Origin of the sequence: Qipengyuania mesophila, from assembly GCF_019711655.1 — a bacterium.
Taxonomy (GTDB): Bacteria; Pseudomonadota; Alphaproteobacteria; order Sphingomonadales; family Sphingomonadaceae; genus Qipengyuania; species Qipengyuania mesophila.
Map to the genome: position 1 here is coordinate 171,288 of NZ_JAIGNU010000002.1, position 23,461 is coordinate 194,748.

Below are 23,461 nucleotides of genomic sequence, written 5' to 3' on the forward strand. Positions count from 1 at the left end.
TCAAACATGAGCGGTATATCCGACTTAGGGCGCAAAGCGGCCGTATGCTTCGGTCCCGAAACAATCCACAACACCCGCCCCACTGCCGCACTTACCCCACCCCCCATCTCGCACCCGCAAAAAACAACAAGCCAAACCGGACATTTGTCGCTATAGGCGCGGCACCCCCGTGCGCCCCGAGCCGTGCCCCCCGCATCGCCGCGCCGGACAAGATACGAGATTCCATGGCTTTCGATACCCTCCCGCCGATCCTCGGCGAAGCATTGGCCGCACGCGATTACGATGCGCTCACCCCCGTCCAGCAGGCGGTCACCGCGCCCGATGCCAAGGGCCGCGACCTGATCGTCTCGGCGCAGACCGGCAGCGGCAAGACCGTCGCCTTCGGACTCGCGCTGGCCGACCAGCTGCTCGCCGACCTCGGCGCCGCGCCGCTGGTCGAGCGCCCGCTCGCGCTGGTCATCGCCCCCACGCGCGAACTCGCGCTGCAGGTCAGCCGCGAGCTCGGCTGGCTCTATGCCGGCGCGCATATCCGCATCGCCACCTGCGTCGGCGGGATGGACGCGAGCAAGGAACGCCGCAATCTGCGCGGCGGCCCGGCGATCGTCGTCGGCACCCCCGGGCGCCTGCGCGATCACCTCGAACGCGGCGCGCTCGACCTCTCCGACCTCACCGCGGTGGTGCTCGACGAGGCCGACGAGATGCTCGACATGGGCTTCCGCGAGGACCTCGAGGAAATCCTCGACGCCACGCCCGAAACGCGCCGCACGCTGCTGTTCTCGGCCACCATGCCGCGCCCGATCGAGCGGCTGGCCGAACGCTACCAGCGCAATGCGCTGCGCCTCAGCCTCGTCGGCGAGACGCGTGGCCATGGCGACATCGCCTACCAGGCGATCACCGTCAGCCCCTCGGAAATCGAGAATGCGGTGGTCAACATGCTGCGCTTCCACGAGGCCGAGACCGCGATCTGCTTCTGCGCCACGCGCGAGAGCGTGCGGCGGCTGCACACCACGCTGCAGAACCGCGGCTTCGGCGTCGTCGCGCTGTCGGGCGAGCATTCGCAGAGCGAGCGCAACACCGCGCTGCAGGCGCTGCGTGATCGCCGCGCGCGCGTCTGCGTCGCCACCGACGTCGCCGCGCGCGGGATCGACCTGCCGACGCTGAGCCTCGTCATCCATGTCGAGATCCCGCGCGATGCCGAAACGCTGCAGCACCGTTCGGGCCGCACCGGGCGCGCGGGCAAGAAGGGCACCGCCGCGCTGGTCGTCCCCTACAACCGCCGCCGCCGCGTCGAGGGCATGCTGCGCGGCGCGCGGATCGAGGCCGAATGGCTCGATGCGCCGACCCCCGAGATGATCCGCGCCAAGGATCGCACGCGGCTGATCGAGAAGCTGACCGAGCCGCGCGAGATCGAGGATTACGACCGCGAGCTCGCCGCCGACATCATGGCGCGGATGACGCCCGAGGACATCGCCGCGGCGCTGGTCCAGGCCTGCCGCGCCGAAATGCCCGAGCCCGAGGAACTGCTCGCCAACACGCCCGAGGCGCGCGAGCAGGCCAAGGCCGAGCGCCACCGTCCCGGCTTCGACGACGTGGTGTGGTACAAGATGGACATCGGCCGCCGCCAGAATGCCGAACCGCGCTGGCTGCTGCCGCTGATCTGCCGCCGCGGGCACATCACCCGCAACGAGATCGGCGCGATCCGCATCGGCCAGCACGAGAGCTGGTTCCAGGTGCCGCGCGCGGTCGCCGCCAAGTTCGCCGATGCCGTGGCGCGCACCGCCAGCCCCGAGGACGAGCAGGACGCGATCGCCATCATCGAGGCGCCCGAGGGCCCGCGCATGGAGGCGCGCGAGAACCGCAAGCAGGGCGGCCCGCGCGTGCACGCACGCCCGATGGGCAAGGGCCCGGGTGGCGGGTTCAAGGGCAAGGGCCCGGGCAAGCGTCCCGGCGGCGACAAGCCGTTCAAGGGCAAGAAGTTCGCCGGCAAGCGCAAGCCCGGCGGGAAACCGCGCGACTGACACCAACCGCTTGGGTTTCCCCGCCAAAGCTTGCTAAGACGTGAGCCGAGAGGGGAAACCGGGCATGGCGAACGAAGCGGGCGCGCAGCGCGCGAAGTACTGGCTGCTTGTAGCGGGACTGCTGCTGGCACTGGCGGGCGGCTGGCTGGCGCAGAGCGTGCGGACCACGGGCGGGACGGCGGTCACCGACGTGCGCTTCACCGGCGCGGGCGGCCAGCGGATGAGCGCGCTGCTCTACGTCCCCGCAGGCGCGTCGCCCGAGAGCAAGGCGCCGGGCATCCTCGCGGTTCACGGCTACATCAATTCGCGCGAGACGCAGGACGGCTTCGCGATCGAGTTCGCGCGGCGCGGCTATGTCGTGCTCGCGCTCGACCAGACGGGGCACGGCTATAGCGACGGACCGGCATTCGCGCATGGCTTCGGGGGGCCCGACGGCCTCGCCTACCTGCGTTCGCTGCCGATGGTCGACACCGACAACATCGGGCTCGAGGGGCATTCGATGGGCGGCTGGACCGTCCTCGCCGCGGCCGCCGCCATGCCCGATGCCTACAGATCGGTGGTGCTCGAAGGCTCCTCCACCGGCGCGCCCTTCGCGCAGGAAGGCTCGCCCCAATGGCCGCGCAACCTCGGGCTGGTGTTCAGCACGCATGACGAATTCTCCGCGCTGATGTGGGGCACGCCCCGCGCGCTCGATGTGGCCAAGAGCGAGAAACTGCAGGCGGTCTTCGGCACCGAGGGGCCGGTGGTCGCTGGGCAAACCTATGGCGACATCGCCGCGGGCACCGCTCGGCGCCTCTATCAGCCCGTGACCACCCATCCGGGCGACCATTTCTCGCATGCCGCGATCGGCGATGCGACCGACTGGTTCGCGCGCACGCTCGAGGGCGGCAAGCCGCTTCCCGCGACCGACCAGACCTGGCTGTGGAAGGAGATCGGGACCGGGATCGGCCTCGTCGGCTTCGTCTTGGTGCTGCTCGGCGCCTTCGACCTGCTGCTGCGCCTGCCGGGCTTCGCCGCGCTGCGCGGCGTGCCCACCGCCGCCCGCGAGACGCGCGACAAGCGCTGGTGGCGCGATTTCGCGCTCGCCACGCTGGTCCCCGCGCTGCTGTTCTTCCCCGTGTTCGGAGCAGTCTACCTGCTCGTCCCCGTCTCGGCAGCGCTGCCGCAGCAGGTGACGACACAGGTGACCGCCTGGGCGCTGCTGGTCGCGGCGATCGGGCTGGCCATCGCCCGCTTCACCGAACCCAAACTGCCCGACACACGTCCCCACTGGCTGCGCACGGCTCTGCTGGCGATCGCGAGCGTTGCGGCAGGTTACGCCGCGCTGTGGCTGGCCGATGCGCTGTTCCTCACCGACTTCCGCCTGTGGGTGGTGGCGATCAAGCTGCCCGCAATGCATCACTGGACGAGCGTGGCAATCTACCTCGTTCCGCTGACGCTCGCCATGCTCGCGATCATGCGCACGCTGGCGGGGCTGACGGTGGCGCAGGACGGGACGGGCAAGCGGATGCTGGCCGCCGTCGCCGCGCTCGCCGCGGGCATGGCGGCGATGCTCGCTGCGATCTACGGCATCTTCTTCGTCAGCGGGACGCTGGTCACAGCCTTCGACCCGCTGAGCACCGTGATCGCGATCCAGTTCGTGCCCGTGCTGGCGGCGCTGGCGGTGATCGGCACCTTCGTCTGGCGGCGGACGGGCAGCTATCGCCCGGCGGGGCTGATGGCAGGGCTGCTGGTGACGCTCTACGTCGTGGCGGGCACCGCGACGCAGGCCTGAGTGCCGCCCCGGCCGCTAATGCGTCATCAGCAGCGGCAGGCGCACCTTGTCGAGCATGGCGCGCGTAACACCGCCGAAGATCCGCTCGGCGAGCCGCGTGCGACCATAGGCCCCCATCACCACCAGACCGCATTGGCGCTGTTCCGCGGCCTCGACGAGCGCGCCCGCGACGCCTTGCTTGCCCGGATCGGGGAGTTCGACCACGTCGCAGGCGATCCCATGCCGCGTGAGATAGTCCGCGCCGCCTAGCGGGGGCAGTTCGCTGTCGCCGGCCCTTTCCTCTGCCACGCTGGCAAGAAAGACGCCTTCCGCCCGCGCGAGGAAGGGGAGCGCGGCGCGCAGCGCATGGCTGGCCTCGGCCGATCCATCCCACGCGACCAGCGCGGGCGCCGCGACGTCGAACCGCTTGCTGTCTTCTGGCAGGACCAGCACGGGGCAGCGCGCCGAGATCGCGAGTTCGCCGGCGGTCCACGAGGGCGCGCGACCAAGGTCGACGGGCTCGCGCGCGCCGAGTACGATCAAATCCATCAGCGAGGAGTGCTGGAGCAGGCCGAGCGCGGCGGGTCCGATCGCCTCGTGCCAGTCCCACGGCACGTCCTCGTTCGCCATGTCCGCCGCAACCTTGGCGCGCATCTCTTCCGCCTGCTCCTTCCATATCGGCGCCATCGCGGCGAAGGCGGCGCCCTGCAGGTCGGTCATCGTCCCGACCGAATAGGGGAAGGTATGGAGAATCGTCAGGTGGCCGTCGAAGGCACGGGCGAGATCGAGCGCGACGTCGAGCCGCCTGTCGAACGAACCGTCGTCATGGGCGTGGAGGAGTATCGAGCGCATGGGGTCTCTCCTTGTGGGCAGACCGCCGAGGCACGCGCGGCCTTGCTTCGGATGAGAAGCTAACGCGAGTGCGCAGCGCGGGTCATTGATCTGCATCAATTTGCGGCCATTCTCCGTCGCCGGCCCGCGCACCCGGAGGGCGCGGGCCTTTGCAAGCATGGGCGCAGCCGGTTAGGGTCGCCCTGCCCTCAACCGGAGATTTCCATGTTCCTTCGCAGCCTTGCCGCATCGACGGCGCTTTTCCTCGCGACATCCGCCATCGCGCAGCAGGAGGCGGACACCAGCGGCATCGACACCGAGCACCTGGTGGAGACCGTGCGCACCATGGCGTCGGACCAGTTCGAGGGGCGCGCGCCGGGGACGGTCGGCGAGGAGCGGACGATCGGCTATCTGATCGGGCGCCTGCAGGGGCTCGGCCTCGAACCGGCGGGCGAGGACGGCACATGGACGCAGAAGGTCCCGCTGCTCCACACCCGGCTGGGCGAGCCGCAGACGCTCGCCTTCGCGCATGACGGCGCCACGACGGCGCTGGAATTCCCCAAGGACATCTACGTCTCGACGCTGCAGCCTTCCGACACCGCGCGGATCGACGACGCGCCGCTCGTCTTCGTCGGCTATGGCGTCGATGCGCCCGAGCGCGGCTGGGACGATTTCAAGGGCGTCGACCTCAAGGGCAAGGTCGCGGTGTTCCTGGTCAACGATCCCGATTTCCATGCCGGCGAGGACGAGCCGGTCGCGGGCAGCTTCGGCGGGCGGACGATGACCTATTACGGGCGCTGGACCTACAAATTCGCCGAGGCCGCGCGGCAGGGCGCGGTCGGCGCGCTGATCGTCCACGAGACCGAGGCGGCGGGCTATGGCTGGAACGTGATCGAGAGCCCCGGCGGCGAGAATTACGACGTCGTCCGCAAGGCGGAGGACGTCACCAGCCTCGCGCTGCAGGGCTGGATCTCGGGCGAGACCGCGACGGCGCTGTTCGCCGATGCGGGATACGACCTAGCCGAGCTGAGCCAGGCCGCGCGGCGCAAGGATTTCAAGCCGATCGACCTCGACACCACCCTCTCCGCCTCCTTCCCGGTGACGCAGGAGGTGGTCGACAGCCAGAACGTGCTGGCGAAGATACCGGGCACCGCGCGACCCGACGAAACCGTGATCTATGGCGCGCACTGGGATGCCTATGGTGAGGGCAAGCCCGATGCGCAGGGCCGCATCTACCGCGCGGGCGCCAACGACGACGCGCTGGGCGTGGCCGGCCTGTTCGAGATCGCGCGCGCCTTCAAGGCTGCCCCCGCGCCCGAGCGCAGCGTGGTCTTCGCCTTCTGGACCGCCGAGGAGCGCGGGCTGCTCGGCTCCGAATATTACGCCGCCAATCCGCTCTTCCCACTCGCCAAGACGGTCGCCAATTTCGACCTCGACATCCTCCAGACCGCGGGGCTGGCGAAGGACGTGATCCTCGTCGGCAAGGGCCAGGGCACGCTCGAGGACGATCTCGCGCGCTTCGCCGCCGAACAGGGCCGCACGGTGAGCGAGGAAAGCCTGCCCGAACGCGGGCTGTTCTTCCGCGCCGACCATTTCAGCCTCGCCAAGCGCGGCGTGCCGGTGATGCTGATGATGGGCATCGCGGGCGCTTCCGACCTGGTCGAGGGCGGCAAGGAGGCCGGCCAGGCCTGGGTCGATGCCTATACCGGCGATTGCTACCACGCCGCCTGCGACGCCTGGAACGAGGACTGGAACCTCGCGGGCGCGGCGCAGGACATCGCCCTGTTCCGCGACATGGGCGCCGAACTGGCCAACAGCGATAGGTGGCCGGGGTGGAAGGACGGTTCGGAGTTCAAGGCCGTGCGCGAGGAGAGCGCGGCGGTGCGTGGGGAGTAGGCTGGTCTTCGAGAGACTAGGCTTTAGCGCCCGCCAACACTAAAGCGGTGCTCTCCACCGAATTAATCCGTCAGACTTCAGTTCATTATGCACGTCAAATGATTGGCGTTGCAGTCGCTTGTCTATGAAATGTCTATCACTAATCTTGTTTCCGATAGCTAGCGCTTCGGCTTGAGTGACAACAGCATCGTTAATTGCTGTAATGAGCTTTCCCGAAGGCTGATTCGCGAAGGCATCCGGCACATCACGACTTTTTGCGAGAATTAGAAGTTTGTTCGGGCCGATAGGAAGCATCACAAAACTGTGAATGTGATGCAGTCCGTCTGACAAAATGGTTGGTCGATCTGACGTCATAAGACGATGCTTATTTTCGCCTACAGACAACAGGAATATCGAAAAACGAACTAACTCCGAGATCATCATGTCGGATGCCACGAGATCGGTGAACACCCCTAAAGCTGAATGTCGGAAAAAATCATCGGGCAACTGCTCAGGATTGAAATCCTTCGGCAATCGATTCCTCAGTTCGTTCTGCAGAAATTGGATTCTTCCTGGAGTACGATGAATGAAGGAAAGGAGCAGCTGAACGATATGTATTTTGTCATTGGGACTTGCAGCTTCACCACCTTCCAGTTTTTTGAGGGAGGCCGCGCCCTTTGAATCGATCTTTTGAAGAAAATCGGCTTCAATAGTTTGGCGATGGCGAGGGTCTTCCGGACGGGGATAGGCATATAAATTAGGTTGGAAACCGATCGCTTTCGGGGCGACGCGGCGTGCGTGAATTTCATGCTTCGGACCTCTCGGTCGTAAAAACCTCCAAAGCACTCCATCGACGGTCCAGCGAGAAAGATAGAACTCTGGGAGGTAGTGGTGGCGATTTGGCTCAGACAATGCTTTCCTCACCCACCCGCGTGGTAGAAATCGTAGATCTGCTGCGCCACGCCCTCGCTGATCCCCGGCGCGCGCTTCAAGTCGTCGAGCGCCGCGGCGCGGACCTTCCCCGCGGTGCCGAAATGCAGCAGCAGCGCGCGCTTGCGCGAGGGGCCGATGCCGGGGATCTCGTCGAGCGGTGAGGCGGTGATCGCGCGGCTGCGCTTGGCGCGGTGCGCGCCGATGGCGTAGCGGTGGACCTCGTCGCGCAGCGTCTGGAGATAGAACAGAAGCGGCGAATTGACCGGCAGCGTCTTCTCGCGCCCGTCGGGGAAATGGAACACCTCGCGCCCCTCGCGCCCGTGATGCGGCCCCTTGGCGATGGCGATCAGCGGGACGTGCTCGATGCCCATCTCCTCGAGCGTGTCACGCACCGAGGACATCTGCCCCTTGCCGCCGTCGATCAGCACGAGGTCGGGCCAGACGGTCTCGTGGCTGTTGGCCTTTCCCTCCTCGCCCTCGGGGTTTTCGGCGAGGTTGCGGAAGCGACGCGCCATGACCTCGCGCATCATCCCGAAATCGTCGTTGGTCTGCGCGGTCTTGATGTTGAACTTGCGGTACTGGCCCTTCTCGAAGCCCTCGGGGCTGGCGACGACCATCGCCCCGACCGCCTTGGTGCCCTGGATATGGCTGTTGTCGTAGACCTCGATCCGCTGCGGCGGCTCGTCGAGCTCGAGAAATTCGGCGAGCTCGCGCAGGATCTTCGCCTTGGTGCCGCTTTCCGCCAGCCGCCGGTCGAGCGCCTCGACCGCATTGCGGCTCGCCTGCTCCATCAGCTTGCGCCGTGCGCCACGCTGCGGGATCGAGATCGCCACCGCGTGACCCGCCTTTTCCGCCAGCGCCTCGGCTACCAGCTCCTGCTCGGGCAGTTCGCGATCGGTCAGGATGGTGCGCGGCGGCGGCACTTCCTCGTAGAATTGCAGCAAGACGTCGGACAGCACTTCGCCCAGCTCGAGATCGCCCGTGTTGCGCGGGTAGAAGGTGCGGTGGCCCCAGTTCTGGCCACCGCGGATGAAGAAGGCCTGCACCCCGACCTGCCCGCCCTTGGCGGCAAGCGCGAAGACGTCGGCATCGCCCACGCCTTGCGCATTGATCGCCTGGCTGCCCTGGATGAAGGTCGCCGCACGCAGTCGGTCGCGCAGGATCGCCGCAGTCTCGAAGTCGAGATCCTCCGCGGCCTTCGCCATCTGCTTCTCGATCTCCGCCTGCACCGCCGATGACTTGCCGCCGAGGAAGTCCTGCGCCTCGCGCACCAGCGAGGCATAGCCCGCCTCGTCGATCCGCCCGACGCAGGGGGCCGAGCAGCGCTTGATCTGGTAGAGCAGGCAGGGCCGGTCGCGATTGGTGAAGAAGCTGTCGGTGCAGCTCCGCAGCAGGAAGAGTTTCTGCAGCGCGTTCAGCGTCTTGTTCACCGAGCCCGCGCTGGCGAAGGGGCCGTAGTAATTGCCCTTCGCCCGCCGCGCGCCGCGATGCTTCTGGATACGCGGGAAGGCGTGATCGGCGCGGAGCAGGATGAAGGGGAAGCTCTTGTCGTCGCGCAGCAGCACGTTGAACGGCGGGCGATAGCGCTTGATCAGCTGCGCCTCGAGCAGTAGCGCCTCGGCCTCCGAATTGGTGGTGACGATCTCCATCGCGCGGCACTGGCTGATCATCCGCTGGATGCGGTTCGAAAGCCCCTTGATCTGCGTGTAGTTCGCCACCCGCGCCTTGAGGCTGCGCGCCTTGCCGACATAGAGCACGTCGCCGCGCGTATCGAGCATGCGGTAGACGCCCGGGCGCGGCTTGAGCGTCTTCACCGTCTCGCGGATCGCGGTGATCCCGGCTTCCAGATCGGGCTGCGCGCTGGCGACCGTATAGGTGGCGCGTTCCTCGTGGAACCGCTCCTGGCCTCTCGGATCGTGCGGGGAACCTGCCTTGCTGCGCGACATGGCGGTGGAGATAGGCGGGCAAAGCCCATTGCACAATCGCGTGCCTTGCCAATCATTTGTCATGCTGTATTGCTACACCAACACAGAATGGGGAATGCATGCAGGCCACCGCCACAATCCAGCCGCTCGAGACAGAGCGCACCGCAAACTGGTGGGTCGTCCCCGAAGTGCTCGCCTTCGCCGCGCTGGCCTTCGGGTCGCGACTGGTCTTCGCGCAATTTGCCTGGGCCTATTCGGGGCCGATGTCGCTCCTGCTGACGCTGGTGGTGCTGACGCTTTATTTGCGCGCCCGCGGCGTCGCCTGGCGCGACATGGGCCTGATCCGCCTGCCCGGCTGGAGAGCAAAGGCGCTGGTCTTGCCCAAGGCATTGGTACCTTTCGCGCTGTTCGCCGCAGCGGTGGCACTGGTGATGTTCGTCGGCGAACCGATGGGTCTGACGCGCACCGATACTGCCGGGGTCGAGGAGCGCTGGGGCAACGTCGAGGGCAATTTGCCCATGCTGCTGCTGTGGCTCGGCCTCGTCTGGACCAGCGCGGCCTTCGGCGAGGAGATGTTCTTCCGCGGCTACATGGTCACCCGCCTTGCCGCCGGACTGGCGGGTGTGCCCGGCCGGCTGGCGATCGCGGTGCTGCTGCCCGCGCTGATTTTCGGCTACGGCCACTATTACTACCAGGGGCTGTTCGGACTGGTAATGACCGGGCTCATCGGCCTCGCCTTCGCCATCTCCTTCCTGCTGCTGAAGCGCAATCTGTGGCCGCTGGTGCTGGTCCACGGGACGATCGACACGATCAACTTCGTCGCGCTCTATCTCGGCGAAGCCTGAGGCGGCGACAAGCCCGCTTGCGCGGGCAGGCGTTTGCGGGCACCCCAGCGCCCATGGACGGGACCAAGATCGCACCGCCGCGCACAGTCGGCTTCTGGGGCACATCGCTCTTTCCGCTCAACGGGATGATCGGCGCGGGGATTTTCGCACTGCCCGCGGTCTTGGTGGCGGCGGTGGGCAGCTTCGCACCGTGGATGATGCTGATCGGCGGGATCCTCTTCCTGCCGCTGGCGCTGTGCTACGCTTGGATGGCGAGCCGCTTCGAGCACAGCGGCGGCTCGGTCCTCTATGGCGAGGCCGCCTTCGGGCGCTTCGTCGGTTTCCAGGCCGGCTGGGCACGCTATGCCAGCGCGATCGTGACCGCGGCGGCGAACATGCATGTGATGGTCGCCTATCTCGCCGCGCTGTTCCCCGGCCTCGCCGGACCGATCGCCGCGCCGGTGGCGGTGGCCATCGGCCTCGCGCTGATCACGCTGGTCAATCTCTACGGCATGCGCGCCTCGGTCGGCACGCTGGGAGTGATGACCGCGATCAAGCTGCTGCCGCTTGGCGCGCTGATCGTGGCTGCCGTCTTCGCCGATGGCGGCTTGGGGGCAGTCGCACTGCCGCAGTTCAGCGCGGTCGAAAGCGTGGTGCTGCTGACCTTCTACGCCTTCATCGGCTTCGAGGGCGTCGTCGAGGCGGCGGGCGAGTTCAAGGACCCGAAGCGCGACGTGCCGCGCTCGATCGTCACCATGGTGAGCGGGGTGACGCTGCTCTACATGGCGATCATCTGGGCCTTTATCGCCATCGGGCCGCAGTTCGCGGGCGAGACCAACGCGCTGGCCGGCGTGGCCGAGGCTTCGATGGGCCCGCTCGGCTCGCTCGCCATCGTCGTCGCGGCGAGCTTCAGCATCGGGGCGAACAATTTCGCCAGCGGCGTCGCACAGCCGCGACTGATGTACGGCATGGCCGAGCGCGGCATGCTTCCACGCTGGTTCGAATACGTCCACCCACGGTTCCTCACGCCCTTCAACGCGATCCTGTTCTACGGCGTGGTGTCGATCCTGTTCGGCCTGTGGGAGGGCTTCGAGGTGCTCGCAATCGCGGGCACGCTGGTACGGCTGGTGACCTATGTCGTGACGAGCTGCGCGCTGCCCGTGCTCGAACACCGCGAGGGGCGGATCAATCCGTGGCACCTCGCCTGCGTGATCATCGCCGTGGCGAGCTCGCTCTACATCGCGCTGCAGGCGCAGGCGCAGGCCTGGCTGGTGCTGGCGGGCTTCGTCGCGGCGGGAACGCTGCTCTATTTCATCGCCGCGCGGCAGCCCCCCGAATACCCGCTCGACGAGGCGTAGATGTCCGACAGCTACGATGCGATCGTCCTCGGCGCCGGCGCCGCGGGCCTGATGTGCGCGGCTCGTGCGGGGCAGCGCGGGCGACGCGTGCTGGTGCTCGAAAAATCCGACAGGCCGGGCAAGAAGATCCTCATCTCGGGCGGCGGGCGGTGCAATTTCACCAATATCGGGGCCCGCCCGGCGAACTACCTCAGCGCCAATCCGCATTTCGCCAAGTCCGCCCTCGCCCGCTACACGCCGCGCGACTTCCTCGACCTGGTCGAGAGTTACGGGATCGCCTGGCACGAGAAGACTCTGGGGCAGCTGTTCTGCGACGGATCGGCCAGGCAGATTGTCGACATGCTGCTGGAGGAATGCGCCAAGGGCGACGTGACCTTGCGCTGCGGCGAAGAAATCGGCTCGGTCGAGCATGGCAATGGCTTCACCGTCACGACGCAGTCGGGTCGCTTCAGCGCCCGCGCCCTCGTCATCGCCACCGGCGGCCCCTCGATCCCCAAGATGGGCGCGACCGGTTTCGCCTACGACCTCGCGCGGCAATTCGGGCTCAAGCTGGTCGAGCCGCGCCCCGCACTCGTCCCGCTGACGCTGGGCGGCGAGGAAGTGCTGTTCCGCGAGATTTCGGGCGTGGCCGCCCCGGTCGTCGCCATCGCCGGCAAGACCGGCTTCGCCGAAGCCGCGCTGTTCACCCATCGCGGGCTCTCGGGTCCCGCGATCCTGCAGGCGAGTTCCTACTGGCGTCCGGGCGAGCCGCTGCTGATCGATTTCGTGCCCGATCGCAGCGCGGAATGGCTGCTCGAGGCCAAGCGCGACACGCCGCGCACGGGCGCCAGAACGCTGCTTCGCGAAGCGCTCCCGGCCCGCCTCGCCGACATTCTGGCGGAAAAACTCGGTCTCGACGGCGACATGGGCAATCTGCCCGACAAGGCGCTCCGCGCTGCGGGCGAGCGGCTCAAGCGCTGGACCTTCCGCCCCAACGGCACCGAGGGTTTCGCCAAGGCGGAGGTCACGCTGGGCGGCATATCGACCGCCGGGCTTTCGTCCAAGACGATGGAATCCAAGCGTATTCCGGGCCTCTTCGCCATTGGCGAGGCGGTCGACGTGACCGGCTGGCTGGGCGGCTACAACTTCCAGTGGGCCTGGGCGAGCGGCGTCGCCGCGGGCGAGGCGATCTGAGCAGCGACTTCCGCAACGTCAGCGATTGACCGGCGCGGCAAGTTGACGGCGCTCCGCCGCGTGCTAGCCTTCCCCTTCGCACCCGCAAAAGCGGGGCATGCAAGGGGAACAGGATGCAGCAGCTCCAGGGCATGGATGCGAGTTTCGTCGCGCTCGAGACGCGCAATTCGCCGATGCATATCGGCTCGATCCTGATCTACAATCCCGAAACCGCGCCCGACGGCTTCGTGCGGTTCAAGGACATCCTCGCCTTTTTCGAGAGCCGCCTGCAGCTTTCCAAGACCATGCGCCAGCGGATGGTGCGCGTGCCCTTCGATCTCGATTATCCCTACTGGATCGAGGATCCCGACTTCGATCTCGAATACCATGTCCGCCATGTGGCGCTGCCCGCGCCGGGCGACTGGCGGCAATTGTGCATCCAGGCGGCGCGCATCTTCGCCCGCCCGCTCGATCTCGACCGCCCGCCGTGGGAATTCACCGTGGTCGAGGGGCTCGACAATGTCGAAGGCCTGCCCAAGGGCTGCTACGCCTATATCACCAAGGTCCACCACGCGGCGATCGACGGGATGAGCGGGATCGACCTGATGGAGGCGACACATACGCTGCGGCCCGACGAGCCGCCCCCGCCCGGGCCCGACGAGTGGAAGCCCGAGAAGGTCCCCAATCCGATCGAATTGCTCGGCAAGAGCTATTTCAACGCGATCGCCAATCCGCTCAAGCAGATCGAGGTTGCGGCCAAGGCAGCCCCTGGCCTCGCCAAAGCGCTGAGAGGCCTCGCGGCGAAGGAATTCGACGTCTCGACCGAGATGATCGCGCCCAAGACGCGCTTCAACCGGAAGATCAGCCCGCACCGCGTGGTCGAGGGCGTCAGCGTCCCGCTGGCCGATATCAAGACGATCCGCGGCGCGGCCGAGGGCGCCAAGGTCAACGACGTCTTCCTCGCCATCATCGGGGGCGCGATGCGGCGCTACCTCGACAGCAAGGGCGAGCTGCCGAAGAAATCGCTCACCGCGATGGCGCCGATCTCGGTCCGCTCGACCGACGAGAAGAACGCGATGGGCAATCAGGTCGCTGCGATGATCGCGCCGCTCGGTACGCAGATCGCCGATCCGATCGAGCGGCTCGCGTGGGTCCACGACCGGACGACCAATTCCAAAGCCATGACCGACGCCATGGGCGCGCGCAACATGACCGAGATGAGCAAGGTCAGCCCGGCACTGTGGATGAGCCTCGGCGCGCAACTCTATACCCGCCTCAGCCTTGCCAACCGCGGCGTCGGTCCGATCTTCACCACTGTGGTGACCAATGTGCCCGGCCCGCCGGTGCCGATCTACTCGGCCGGTGCGCGGCTCGAGAGCATGATGGGCCTGATCTGCCTGACCGACGGCATGGGCCTCGCCCATGTGGTGCAGAGCTACACCAAGGAAGCGACCATCGCCTTCACCGCCGACCGCGAGATGATGGACGATCCGGAATTCTACGCGGCCTGCATTCGCGAAAGTTTTGAGCAATTGCGCGATGCTGCAGCGGGAAATGCCGCGCCTGCGGAACAAAAACCTGCGGCAAAGAAGAGCTTAGCCAAATCCGCACCCAAGAAGCCCGCCGCCAAGAAGCGGGCTGCACCGAGGAAAAAGCCGTCCGAACCCGCAAAAGGAGGCACAAAGACCTCCACGGGGCGTTCGAAGAAGCCTGCCCAGCCCCTGAAAGGTCCGACCACCGAATGACGACAACCACCACCGAAGCCCGCCCGCCCAGCCGCCTGCTGACGCTGGCCGAACCGGGCCGCGCGATGGGCGAACTGGCCAGCTTCTACGCGCTGCGGCCGCTGCTTTCGATGTTGCCACGCGGCGACGGCCATGGCGTGCTGGTGCTGCCCGGCTTCATGGCGTCGGATTATTCGACCGCGCCGCTGCGCTCGCTGCTGTCGGATCTCGGCTACGACGCGGTCGGCTGGAACCTCGGTCGCAACGTCCGCGTCGACAATGCCCGGATCGAGGCGATGATGGGCTGCGTCGATGAACTGAACGAACGCACGGGCGGAACGATCAGCATCGTCGGCTGGAGCCTCGGCGGTGTCTTCGCGCGCGAACTGGCCAAGCTCGCACCCGAAAAGGTGCGCGGGGTGATCAGCCTCGGCTCGCCGATCAGCGAAGATCGCGGGCATACCAACGCTGCTCGCCTGTTCGAATATCTCAACGGCAAGGAACCCGAGCCGATGCAGGGCGGCAATTTCCGCAAGCTGGCCGAAGCGCCCCCGGTGCCGACCACCTCGATCCTCACGCGGACCGACGGCGTCGTCCACTGGCGGGGATCGGTGCAATGCGGCGATCATGCCGAGTGCGAGAACATCGAGGTCCACGCGAGCCATTGCGGGCTCGGGGTGAACCCGGCGGCCGTCTATGCCATCGCCGACCGGCTGGCGCAGCCCGAAGGGGCTTGGAAGCCCTTCCGCGCGGCAGGCCTCGCGAGCCTGTTCTTCCCGCGCCGCGCGCTCGCCTGACCGGTCAGAACATCTTCCGCAGGTCGATGCCGAGATAGCGGCCCACCGGATCGATCCGGCGCGGGTCGTAGGCATCGGGCACGTCGCCATTGGCGTCGACCACGCGGCGCTGACCGTCGAAGATATTGTCGACCACGAAGGCGACGCGGAAGCCCTTCAGGAAGCCCTCCTCGCGCTGGAGTATCTCGCCGAGGTCGGCGAACAGCCGCAGGTCGAAGGTGACCAGATCGCCGAAGAAGAGGTCGCTCGATCCGGGCAGCCCGCTGCCGCGCAGCACCGCCTCGCCGAGGTAATTGCCCGAAAGGCGCGCGCCATAACCGTTCATGAACATGCCGCCTTCGAGCCGCGTGCTGTGCCTGGGGATCGCCCCGCTGCCGAGCACATAGCCGTCGAGCTGGTCGAACACCGGCCCGCCTTCGGCCAGTGTGACCTCGTTCTGCAGGGCGATGGTGTGGTTGAGATTGACGAAATAGCGCCCGCCTCCGCCGCGCCGGGCGAAGGGATTCATCCCCGCCCCGCCGCCGCGCTGGCCGCCCTCGCCGCGCGGCGGGCCGCCGGCACCGTCTGCCGCGCACATGCGGGTGCGGAACTGGCCGAGCCGCTCCTGGTCGATCTCGCCATCCTCGCCGCGCAGCCGTTCGAGCATCTGCAGGGGTAATTCGTCGATCCGCGGCGGTTCGGCACACAGCGCCTCGCGCATGGCAGCGAAGCGGCCGACATCGGCCTCGCCATCGGCGCTGCACAGGCGCTGGCGCAGCATCTCGACCCGCACGGGATCGGGATTGCCGTCGGCATCGACCAGCCGCGCGCGCATGCCCTCGGGCAGCTGCGACAGGTCTGGCGTGTCCGAGGCCGGCGTGGCGCAAAACTGTTCGCGCAACTGGGCGAAGCGTTCGGGATCGAAGCGCGGCTGCTGGCTCTCTCCGCCACCGCCGCCACCGAACCCGCCCGGCGGGCCCCCGCGCGAACCGCCGGAGCGGCCGCCCCCGGATTCATCCGAACCGCCGATGCGCCCGCGCATCGAGAGGCCGAAGCTGAGCGTGCGGCTGCGTGTCTCGTAAAGCGTCACCGGACGCCGGTCGATGGCCAGCAGCTCGCCCCCCGCATCGCGCGTCACCCGCTCAGGAAAGGCCTGTTCGAAGGCGGCGGTAAAGGCGGGCGAGGACAGCGTCACGTCGCGCGAGCGGTTGATGCCGTAGTCGACCTGCAGCCGCATGCCGTCGATCGGCAGTTCCCAATTGGCCCCCAGCTTCCAGTCCGACTGCGTCTCCGCGCCGAGATTGGGATTGCCGCCGGCGGTAACCGTGGCGAGCACGTCCTGCCCGGTCGCGAAATCGAACACGGGCACGTTGAATTCATCGATCCGTGGATTGCCCAGCGCCGAGATCCCCGGTGCCGCCTCGCGCCAGATGCGCGTGACCTGGAAGTTGAGCTTCTCGACGGGCGACCAGTTGAGGCCCGCGGTCCAGTTGGCGAGGCTACCGAAATCGGACAGGTCCTCGGCCCCGGCGGACAGGTTGAGGCTCGCGGTACCGATCGCGCCCCAGGCCTCGCCGCGGCGAGCGATGGGGATATTGAGGCTGATCCCGCCATCGAAGCGGCGGCGCGTGATCGAGGCATCGGTCGCCGAGCGCGTGTCGCTGCTTTCCAAGCGCTTCCAGTCGAAGCCGAGGTCGAGCGTGGCCGACACTTCGCCCGCTGGCAGTTCGACCGGATAGCCGGTGAAGGTCGCCTTGTTGACCACCGTCCGCGTGCGCGCTTCGGCGGTATCGAAACCGCTTCCCGTTCGGCGATCGATCTCGGTATCGCCATTGGCGAGCACCGCGTCGCTGGTGAAGGTGGCCTTCCACGACCCGATGCTGCGGTTGTAGGCCGCGCCCAGCGAAAGCGTGTCGGTCCGGCTGCGGCGCTCGATCGGCTCGATCGCGCTGCCCGTGTCGCGCAGGCCCGAGAGGCCCGTTCTCTCCGCCCGCGAAGCAGTCGCGTTGAGGCTGAGCGAGGAGCCGCTGTCGATGAAGGCGCGCGCGTAGTTGGCGGTCCCTTCGACCTGCCAGGTGTCCGACACCAGGCTGCGGAAGGGCGCCTCGTCGGCGACGCCGGGGATCGACGAGGGCACTGTGAAGCCGCGTTCGGCCTCGGTCAGCAGGCTGGTATCCTCGACGTCGAGGTTGAAGTTGAGCCGCGCGCCGTCGGCGATCCTGAGATAGGTCGCCTCCTCCTCGTTGCGCCGGTAGCCGCCGCGTGCGGGCGCCTCGAGCTCACCTTCGAGCGTGAGCGCCGAATAGTCGTTCTTGAGCACGATGTTGACGACGCGCTGGTCGGGATCGTAGCCGAAGCGCTGCGCGACCTCCTCGGCGAAGACCTCGATCTTGGCGATGCTTTCGGGCGGGTAGGAGCGGAATTCGCGCGGGCTCGACACGCGGATGCCGTTGATGAGGAACACCGGCCCGCCGCCGCCACGGCTGCCGCGCGCACCGCCCGTCGAAGGCTCGATCGCGGCGATGATGTCGGCGATCGAACTGCCGCCGAAGGCGGAAATGTCCTCGCTGTCGTATTCGGCGACCGCCGGCTGGTCGACGATCAGCTGCCCGCGGATCCGCTCGCCGGAGACGATGATCGTACCCGGGGCGGCAAGGTCCTCCTCGCCGGTTTCGGAAGCGGCATCGGCGGCCTGCGCCACATCCTGTGCCTGGACGCTGGTGGCCCAACCGATGGCTACCAGCGAAACTGCTGCGATCCTTAGCGATTTCAAGAACGGGCCTTCCTATGGACGATGTCGAGCCGCCCCCCGAAAGAAGGCTATGTGGCCAAGAATGCCCCACCGCAAGCCCGGTTTCCGTATCGCATTGTCGCTGGTCGGGCGGGATAGGTGGTCCGTAGATGGGCGCCGCGTGTCGCCAAGGCTTCCCTTTTCGCGCCTGCGCCGCTAAAGGCCGCCGCTCGTATTGCAATCGAACGGACACGACAGACTAGATGGCCAAGGAAGAACTTCTCGAAATGCGCGGCAAGGTGGTGGAACTACTGCCCAATGCGATGTTCCGCGTCGAGCTCGAGAACGGCCATGAAGTGCTCGGCCACACCGCCGGCAAGATGCGCAAGAACCGCATCCGCGTGCTGGTGGGCGACGAAGTCCTGTGCGAGCTGACGCCCTACGACCTGACCAAGGCGCGCATCACTTACCGCTTCATGCCCGGTCGCGGCGGCCCCGGCCCGCAATAAGCGCCCGTGGGCCAGCCCACTCTCATTCTAGCATCGGCCAGTCCCCGCAGGCGCGAGCTGCTCGCCCGCCTCGGTGCGACGCCTTCCGCCATCGCGCCCGCCGATATCGACGAGACCCCGCGCAGGGACGAACTGCCGCGCGACTACGCCCGCCGCATGGCGCGCGAGAAGGCCGAGGCGGCGGCATCGAACGACGGCTTCGTGCTCGCGGGCGACACCGTGGTCGCCGCCGGGCGCCGCATCCTGCCCAAGGCCGAGGACGAGGCCACCGCGCGCCAATGCCTCGAATTGCTCTCCGGCCGCCGTCACCGCGTGCTCTCGGCAATCGCGCTGCGCGCGCCCGACGGCAGCATGCGCGAGCGGCTGAGCGAGACCGTGGTCATCTTCAAGCGACTCTCGGCCGACGAGATCGACGCCTATATTGCCAGCGGCGAATGGCATGGCAAGGCAGGCGGTTATGCCATCCAGGGCGTGGCCGAAGGACTAGTTCGCCGCATCCAGGGCAGCCATTCGGGCGTGGTCGGCCTGCCGCTCTACGAAACGCGCACGCTGCTCAAGGCGGCTGGGTTCGACCTTGCCTGAGTGGCTGATCGAGGAGGGCATCGGCGAGCGCCGCGCCCTGCTGATCGAAGGCGACGAAGTTCTGGCCGCGAAGCTGCGCTGGCCGGGCGAACTTGCCGCGGGCGACGAATTCGAAGGAAGGCTGCTGCGCAAGAACGGCGCGCGCGGCTTGGCCGAACACCCCTCCGGCCGCGAGGTGCTGGTCGACAGGCTGCCCCGCGATACAAGCGAGGGAGCGAGCTATCGCTTCGCCGTGGCCCGCGCAGCCATGACCGAACGCGGGCGCTTCAAGCTCCCGGCCGCACGCCCGGCGAACGAGGCCAGCCCGATTGCCGAGGATGTCTTCGAGACCGGAATACCAGTCCGCCGCCTGCCCTCCGGCTCGTGGGAAGAGGTCTGGCATGCCGCATCCTCGGGCGAGATCGGTTTCGCCGGCGGGTCGCTGCTGTTCTCCGTGACACCCGCGATGACGCTGATCGACATCGACGGCGACCTTCCCCCGCGCGAACTGGCGCTGGCCGCCGTGCCCGAAATCGCGCGCTGGCTGCCGCTGTTCGATCTCGGCGGCTCGATCGGGATCGATTTCCCCACGCTCAAGGCCAAACTCGAGCGCAAGGCGGTCGACGCGGCGCTCGAAGAGGCGCTGGCCGACTGGCCGCACGAGCGCACCGCCATGAACGGCTTCGGCTTCGTCCAGATCGTCGCGCGGCTAGAAGGGCCCTCGCTGCTCCATCGCTTCGCCATCTCGCGGGTCGGACTGGCCGCGCGCATGGCCTTGCGGCGCGCGGAAATGGTCGAGGGGCCGGGCGCAACGCTGTTGACCGTGCATCCGGCGCTCAAGGCCAAGCTCAAGCCCGAATGGCTTGCGGAACTCGAGCGGCGCTCCGCGCGCCCGGTGCGGATAGAGATCGATCCGGGCCTTGCGATCGAGGCCGCCGCGGCCCAGATCGTGGGCCATGACGACTAAGCCCCGCCCCTGCCCGATCTGCAAGAAGCCGCGCAGCGAGGAATACACCCCCTTCTGTTCGAGCCGCTGCCGCGACCGCGACCTCTCGCAATGGTTCGGCGACGGCTATGCGGTGCCCGGGCGGCCCGCGCTGCCCGAAGAAATCGTCGCCGAGGTCATTCAGGGGAAAGAGGACTAATTACCCCCTTGCCAAGGCGGTCCCGCTTCGCCATAGGCGCGCTCTCATTGCTCGCGGGGCCGCACCGGCCCCCTTCGCCGAAGCAGTGTGCCCGGGTAGCTCAGTGGTAGAGCAGACGATTGAAAATCGTCGTGTCGGTGGTTCGACTCCGCCCCTGGGCACCACTTCGCTGCCCGGCCTTTTCAGAACTTCACCGCTTGTTCGCCGGACGGTTTGCCGGGGCCATCGCAGGTCGCGACGACCTGCCCTCCAACAGTACCGATAGGTAGCGCTTCGGCCGATCGCTTCGGCCGCTCCAATGGCGCCATCCGGCGACACGCGCGCCGGATGGCCAACTGTCGCCGCGCCTTACTTCGGCTTCCTGAAGAACAGGATATCCTGGCCGAAATTCGCCCCTTCGCTCAGCGGCGAGTTCTTGCGCCATGCCCCCCAGATCGGGCCATGCGACAACTCGACACCATGCTTGGCGAAATTTTCTTCGAAGAAGCCCTGCTCGTAGCCAACGGCCACTTCGGGCATCTTCGGGTCGATGAAGCTGTGCCGGTCCTCGGTGTGCGCGAAAGTGCCGATTTGCCCCTCGCGCCCATGATCCATCAGGAAGGTCGTGACCATGCAGTGGCCACCCGGCGCGAGCATGCGCGATATTTCAGAGATGTACTGCTCCACGTCCTTCGTCAGCATGTGCGTGAACACGGAAACGAGGAAGATCACGTCGAAGGCGTTATCGTCATAGGGAAAGCGGTATTCGTGCGCGTCATACTTCCCGTTCGGATTGTATTCGTCGTTGCGAACGTCGAGCGAATCGAACTTGAATCCCTTGCGTTTGAAAACGCCGCGTTGCTGGCAGTCCTCAATGCTCACCCGCTCGATGTCCATACCGGTGAACCCGCCTTGCTCGAGCCGGTCGAGCAGGGCGTAGGCAGTCCTACCCACACCACAGCCGATCTCCAGCACGCGCGAACCGCTGGTGAGGCCGGCATGGGTTTCGAGATAATTGGCCAGTAGATTGCCGAGATGGGCGAACTTGCCGCCTCCGAATTGCCCGCCGACCCCGTTGGAGCGGATGCGGCGGGAATACCGCGGAAGATGCCCGAGACCCCGCGGGACACGCACCGCCCAATCGACGGGATCGAGCGCGAGAAAGCCCGCATTGAGAACCGGGTTGTCCCAGGACGCCCCCTTCAGGAATTTGCGCGCGATCTGCCTGATCAATGATCCCTCCGATGTATGGAAAAAATATGGAAAAATAGTCCCGTCGCTGCAACTATAACCGTGAACCCGACCAAGACAAGAAGTCGAATCGTCGCTCCGCGCATCTTGCTTGGGAAAGGGACGATATCGCTCAGGACAACGGCATGACCGGCTCTGCCATGATCAGGAATGGTCGCAGGCGGAGGGCACAACCTTGGCCTTGCCGATGTCACGCGCTACGCAGCGGCCATGCATGACACCGCCAGCAGTGCGCTTTCCGCTTTCGACCTCGCCGCGCTGCTCGTGGTCGCCGCGGCGCTGCTCGGCTGGTTCAACCACCATGTCGTCAAGCTGCCGCATGTCATCGGCCTGACCGTGATGGGCGCACTGACCGCGATCGGGCTGATGATCGCCAACGCCTTCATCCCCGCCATCACGGTGGACGACTGGGTCGCCGAGACGCTGCAGCGCCTGAACTTCACCGAGACGCTGCTGCAGGGCATGCTCAGCTTCCTGCTCTTCGCAGGCGCGCTGCATGTCGACCTCGACCGGCTCAAGAGCGCCTGGCTGCCGGTGCTGCTGCTGTCGACGCTCGGCGTGATCGTTTCGACAGTGCTCGTCGGCCTGGCCATGTGGGGCGTCGGAATGGTGCTGGCGCTGCCCGTGGCGCCGATCTGGTATTTCGTCTTCGGCGCGCTGATCGCCCCGACCGACCCGGTCTCGGTGCTCGGCGTGCTCAAGGAAGAGAAGGTCCCGCAATCGCTGCAGAGCGCGGTGGCGGGCGAGAGCCTGTTCAACGACGGGGTCGGCATCGTCGTCTTCACCATCCTCTTCGGCGCGGCGCTGACCGGTGCGGACTTCTCGCTCGCCGAGGGCGCGCGGCTGTTCGCGGTCGAGGCGGGCGGCGGCGTGCTCGTCGGCCTCGTGTTCGGCTGGATCGGCTATCACGCGCTCGCCAGCATGGACGAATATACGCTCGAAGTGCTGATCACGCTGGCGATCGTCATGGGCGGCTATGCGCTGTGCTCCTCGCTCCACATCTCCGGCCCGCTGGCGATGGCGGTCGCCGGGCTGCTGATCGGCAACCAGGGGGTTACCTATGCGATGAGCGACGTGACCCGCGACTATGTGATCAAGTTCTGGGAGTTGGTCGACGAGCTGCTCAATTCGGTGCTGTTCCTGCTGATCGGGCTCGAGATGATCGCGCTCGCCGCCGGGGCGGACGACCTGCTCTTCGGCCTCGCCGCAATCCCGCTGACGCTCGTAGCGCGCGCGATCGCGGTGACGCTTTCGACCAAGGCGATCCCGGCGGCGCGGCTGTCGGACAAGGGGGCCGGACGGGTGCTGTGGTGGGGCGGCCTGCGCGGCGGCATCTCGATCGCGCTGGCGCTGTCGCTACCGCCCGGCGAGACGCGCGAACTCATCCTCGCGGCGACCTTTGCCGCCGTGCTCTTCAGCGTGCTGGTGCAGCGCGCGACACTTGGCAGGCTGATCGAGAAGCTGAAGGACGATCATGCCCCGGCGGTCGAGGATACGCCCTCGACGGCGGTGCACTAGAGCGCGCCGATCCAGAACTGCATGGCATGCGGGATTTCGTCCGCGCTGTCGTGCGTCTTCCAGTCGAACACGGTGGTCAGCCCACTGGCCTTCTCATAGCCGCGGCCGCGCCAGAAGTCGTCGAGCGGGTGATAGGCCGCAGGCCTGCGCGGATCGTCCTCCGCCCGGACCACGGCGCAGAAGCACGCATGGGTCGCCCCGGCCACGCGCGCCGCCTCTTCGCGCAAATCGAAGAAGGTGTGGCCGATTCCCTGCCCGCGATAGGCGGGCAGCAGCACGCTCTCCCCGAAATAGAACAGGCGGGCGATGTCGTGACCGCGCTCTTCGAAAGGGCGGCGGAACTCGGCCTTCTGCCCGGCCATCGGCGAGGCGGTCGCGGCGCCGACTATCCGCTCGCCGTCCGTGGCGGCGATCAGGACAGATCCCGGTTCCAGGGCGAATTCGCGGAGGTATTCGCGCTCGTATCCGGCATCGCCGTCATAGAGATAGGGAAAGTCCGCGAAGACCGTGATCCGCAGCGCCGCGAGCGCATCGAGTGCGTCGGTCAGCGCGCTTCCCTGCAACCGTTCGACCGATACCCCCATGGCCCCCGGCTACT

Annotated in this window: 19 protein-coding genes and 1 tRNA gene; 14 read left to right on the forward strand and 6 right to left on the reverse strand. The window is 67.1% G+C overall.

The features are described from left to right. The first annotated feature begins 224 nt into the window (after window positions 1–224). Both K3181_RS10550 and K3181_RS10555 read left to right on the forward strand, forming a co-directional pair. Window positions 225–2,018 (forward strand): DEAD/DEAH box helicase, encoded by a 1,794-nt coding sequence (locus K3181_RS10550; RefSeq protein WP_221603074.1) that lies wholly within the window; start codon window positions 225–227, stop codon window positions 2,016–2,018. Between the two features lie 64 nt (window positions 2,019–2,082). Then, complete coding sequence (locus K3181_RS10555; RefSeq protein ID WP_221603075.1) at window positions 2,083–3,792, forward strand: alpha/beta hydrolase family protein; 1,710 nt, start codon at window positions 2,083–2,085, stop codon at window positions 3,790–3,792. Between the two features lie 15 nt (window positions 3,793–3,807). Here K3181_RS10555 and K3181_RS10560 read toward each other — a convergent pair whose 3' ends face one another. Beyond that, on the reverse strand, window positions 3,808–4,623 hold the full coding sequence (locus K3181_RS10560; protein WP_221603076.1) for a universal stress protein: 816 nt from the start codon (window positions 4,621–4,623) through the stop codon (window positions 3,808–3,810). A 204-nt stretch (window positions 4,624–4,827) separates the two neighbouring features. Between K3181_RS10560 and K3181_RS10565 the strand changes: the two genes are divergently transcribed. Continuing rightward, entirely contained in the window at window positions 4,828–6,498 is a 1,671-nt protein-coding gene (locus tag K3181_RS10565; RefSeq protein WP_221603077.1) for a M28 family metallopeptidase, read from the forward strand. 39 nt (window positions 6,499–6,537) lie between these two features. On the opposite strand, the gene K3181_RS10570 is transcribed toward K3181_RS10565, so the two are convergent. Both K3181_RS10570 and uvrC read right to left on the reverse strand, forming a co-directional pair. Further along, window positions 6,538–7,389: a DUF4238 domain-containing protein gene (locus tag K3181_RS10570; protein ID WP_221603078.1), complete on the reverse strand. Its 852-nt coding sequence runs from the start codon at window positions 7,387–7,389 to the stop codon at window positions 6,538–6,540. Window positions 7,390–7,397: 8 nt separating this feature from the next. Next, on the reverse strand, window positions 7,398–9,356 hold the full coding sequence (gene uvrC, locus K3181_RS10575; protein WP_221603079.1) for an excinuclease ABC subunit UvrC: 1,959 nt from the start codon (window positions 9,354–9,356) through the stop codon (window positions 7,398–7,400). Window positions 9,357–9,454: 98 nt separating this feature from the next. Between uvrC and K3181_RS10580 the strand changes: the two genes are divergently transcribed. From K3181_RS10580 to K3181_RS10600, 5 genes are all read left to right on the forward strand, one after another. Beyond that, window positions 9,455–10,180 (forward strand): CPBP family intramembrane glutamic endopeptidase, encoded by a 726-nt coding sequence (locus K3181_RS10580; RefSeq protein ID WP_221603080.1) that lies wholly within the window; start codon window positions 9,455–9,457, stop codon window positions 10,178–10,180. A 53-nt stretch (window positions 10,181–10,233) separates the two neighbouring features. After that, complete coding sequence (locus tag K3181_RS10585) at window positions 10,234–11,517, forward strand: APC family permease (protein ID WP_221603081.1); 1,284 nt, start codon at window positions 10,234–10,236, stop codon at window positions 11,515–11,517. Continuing rightward, window positions 11,518–12,690 (forward strand): BaiN/RdsA family NAD(P)/FAD-dependent oxidoreductase, encoded by a 1,173-nt coding sequence (locus K3181_RS10590; RefSeq protein ID WP_221603082.1) that lies wholly within the window; start codon window positions 11,518–11,520, stop codon window positions 12,688–12,690. Between the two features lie 113 nt (window positions 12,691–12,803). Then, a complete protein-coding gene (locus K3181_RS10595; RefSeq protein WP_247715071.1) occupies window positions 12,804–14,414 on the forward strand; it encodes a WS/DGAT/MGAT family O-acyltransferase in 1,611 nt (536 codons plus the stop codon). Further along, window positions 14,411–15,190, forward strand: a complete 780-nt coding sequence (locus K3181_RS10600; protein WP_221603083.1) for an esterase/lipase family protein — start codon at window positions 14,411–14,413, stop codon at window positions 15,188–15,190. The genes K3181_RS10595 and K3181_RS10600 overlap by 4 nt, the downstream gene beginning before the upstream one ends. A gap of 4 nt (window positions 15,191–15,194) precedes the next feature. Here the strand turns inward: K3181_RS10600 and K3181_RS10605 are convergent, their stop codons facing one another. Continuing rightward, window positions 15,195–17,942, reverse strand: a complete 2,748-nt coding sequence (locus K3181_RS10605; protein WP_221603084.1) for a TonB-dependent receptor — start codon at window positions 17,940–17,942, stop codon at window positions 15,195–15,197. A gap of 221 nt (window positions 17,943–18,163) precedes the next feature. Here K3181_RS10605 and infA point away from each other — a divergent pair, with 221 nt between their 5' ends. From infA to K3181_RS10630, 5 genes are all read left to right on the forward strand, one after another. Continuing rightward, on the forward strand, window positions 18,164–18,409 hold the full coding sequence (gene infA / locus K3181_RS10610) for a translation initiation factor IF-1 (protein WP_047806247.1): 246 nt from the start codon (window positions 18,164–18,166) through the stop codon (window positions 18,407–18,409). A gap of 6 nt (window positions 18,410–18,415) precedes the next feature. Next, a complete protein-coding gene (locus K3181_RS10615) occupies window positions 18,416–18,991 on the forward strand; it encodes a Maf family protein (protein WP_221603085.1) in 576 nt (191 codons plus the stop codon). Further along, on the forward strand, window positions 18,984–19,937 hold the full coding sequence (locus K3181_RS10620; RefSeq protein ID WP_221603086.1) for a ribonuclease E/G: 954 nt from the start codon (window positions 18,984–18,986) through the stop codon (window positions 19,935–19,937). The genes K3181_RS10615 and K3181_RS10620 overlap by 8 nt, the downstream gene beginning before the upstream one ends. Then, window positions 19,927–20,115 carry a DNA gyrase inhibitor YacG gene (gene yacG / locus K3181_RS10625; RefSeq protein ID WP_221603087.1) on the forward strand — a complete coding sequence of 63 codons (189 nt, stop codon included), beginning with the start codon at window positions 19,927–19,929 and terminating at the stop codon, window positions 20,113–20,115. The genes K3181_RS10620 and yacG overlap by 11 nt, the downstream gene beginning before the upstream one ends. Window positions 20,116–20,204: 89 nt before the next feature. Next, window positions 20,205–20,279, forward strand: a tRNA-Phe gene (locus tag K3181_RS10630). Between the two features lie 184 nt (window positions 20,280–20,463). Here the strand turns inward: K3181_RS10630 and K3181_RS10635 are convergent. After that, window positions 20,464–21,327, reverse strand: a complete 864-nt coding sequence (locus K3181_RS10635; protein WP_221603088.1) for a class I SAM-dependent methyltransferase — start codon at window positions 21,325–21,327, stop codon at window positions 20,464–20,466. Window positions 21,328–21,555: 228 nt separating this feature from the next. On the opposite strand from K3181_RS10635, the gene K3181_RS10640 reads away from it, so the two are divergent. Then, complete coding sequence (locus tag K3181_RS10640; RefSeq protein ID WP_221603089.1) at window positions 21,556–22,863, forward strand: cation:proton antiporter; 1,308 nt, start codon at window positions 21,556–21,558, stop codon at window positions 22,861–22,863. Here K3181_RS10640 and K3181_RS10645 read toward each other — a convergent pair. Continuing rightward, window positions 22,860–23,447 (reverse strand): GNAT family N-acetyltransferase, encoded by a 588-nt coding sequence (locus tag K3181_RS10645; RefSeq protein WP_221603090.1) that lies wholly within the window; start codon window positions 23,445–23,447, stop codon window positions 22,860–22,862. The two genes, K3181_RS10640 and K3181_RS10645, sit on opposite strands and share 4 nt — an antisense overlap. Window positions 23,448–23,461 lie beyond the last annotated feature (14 nt).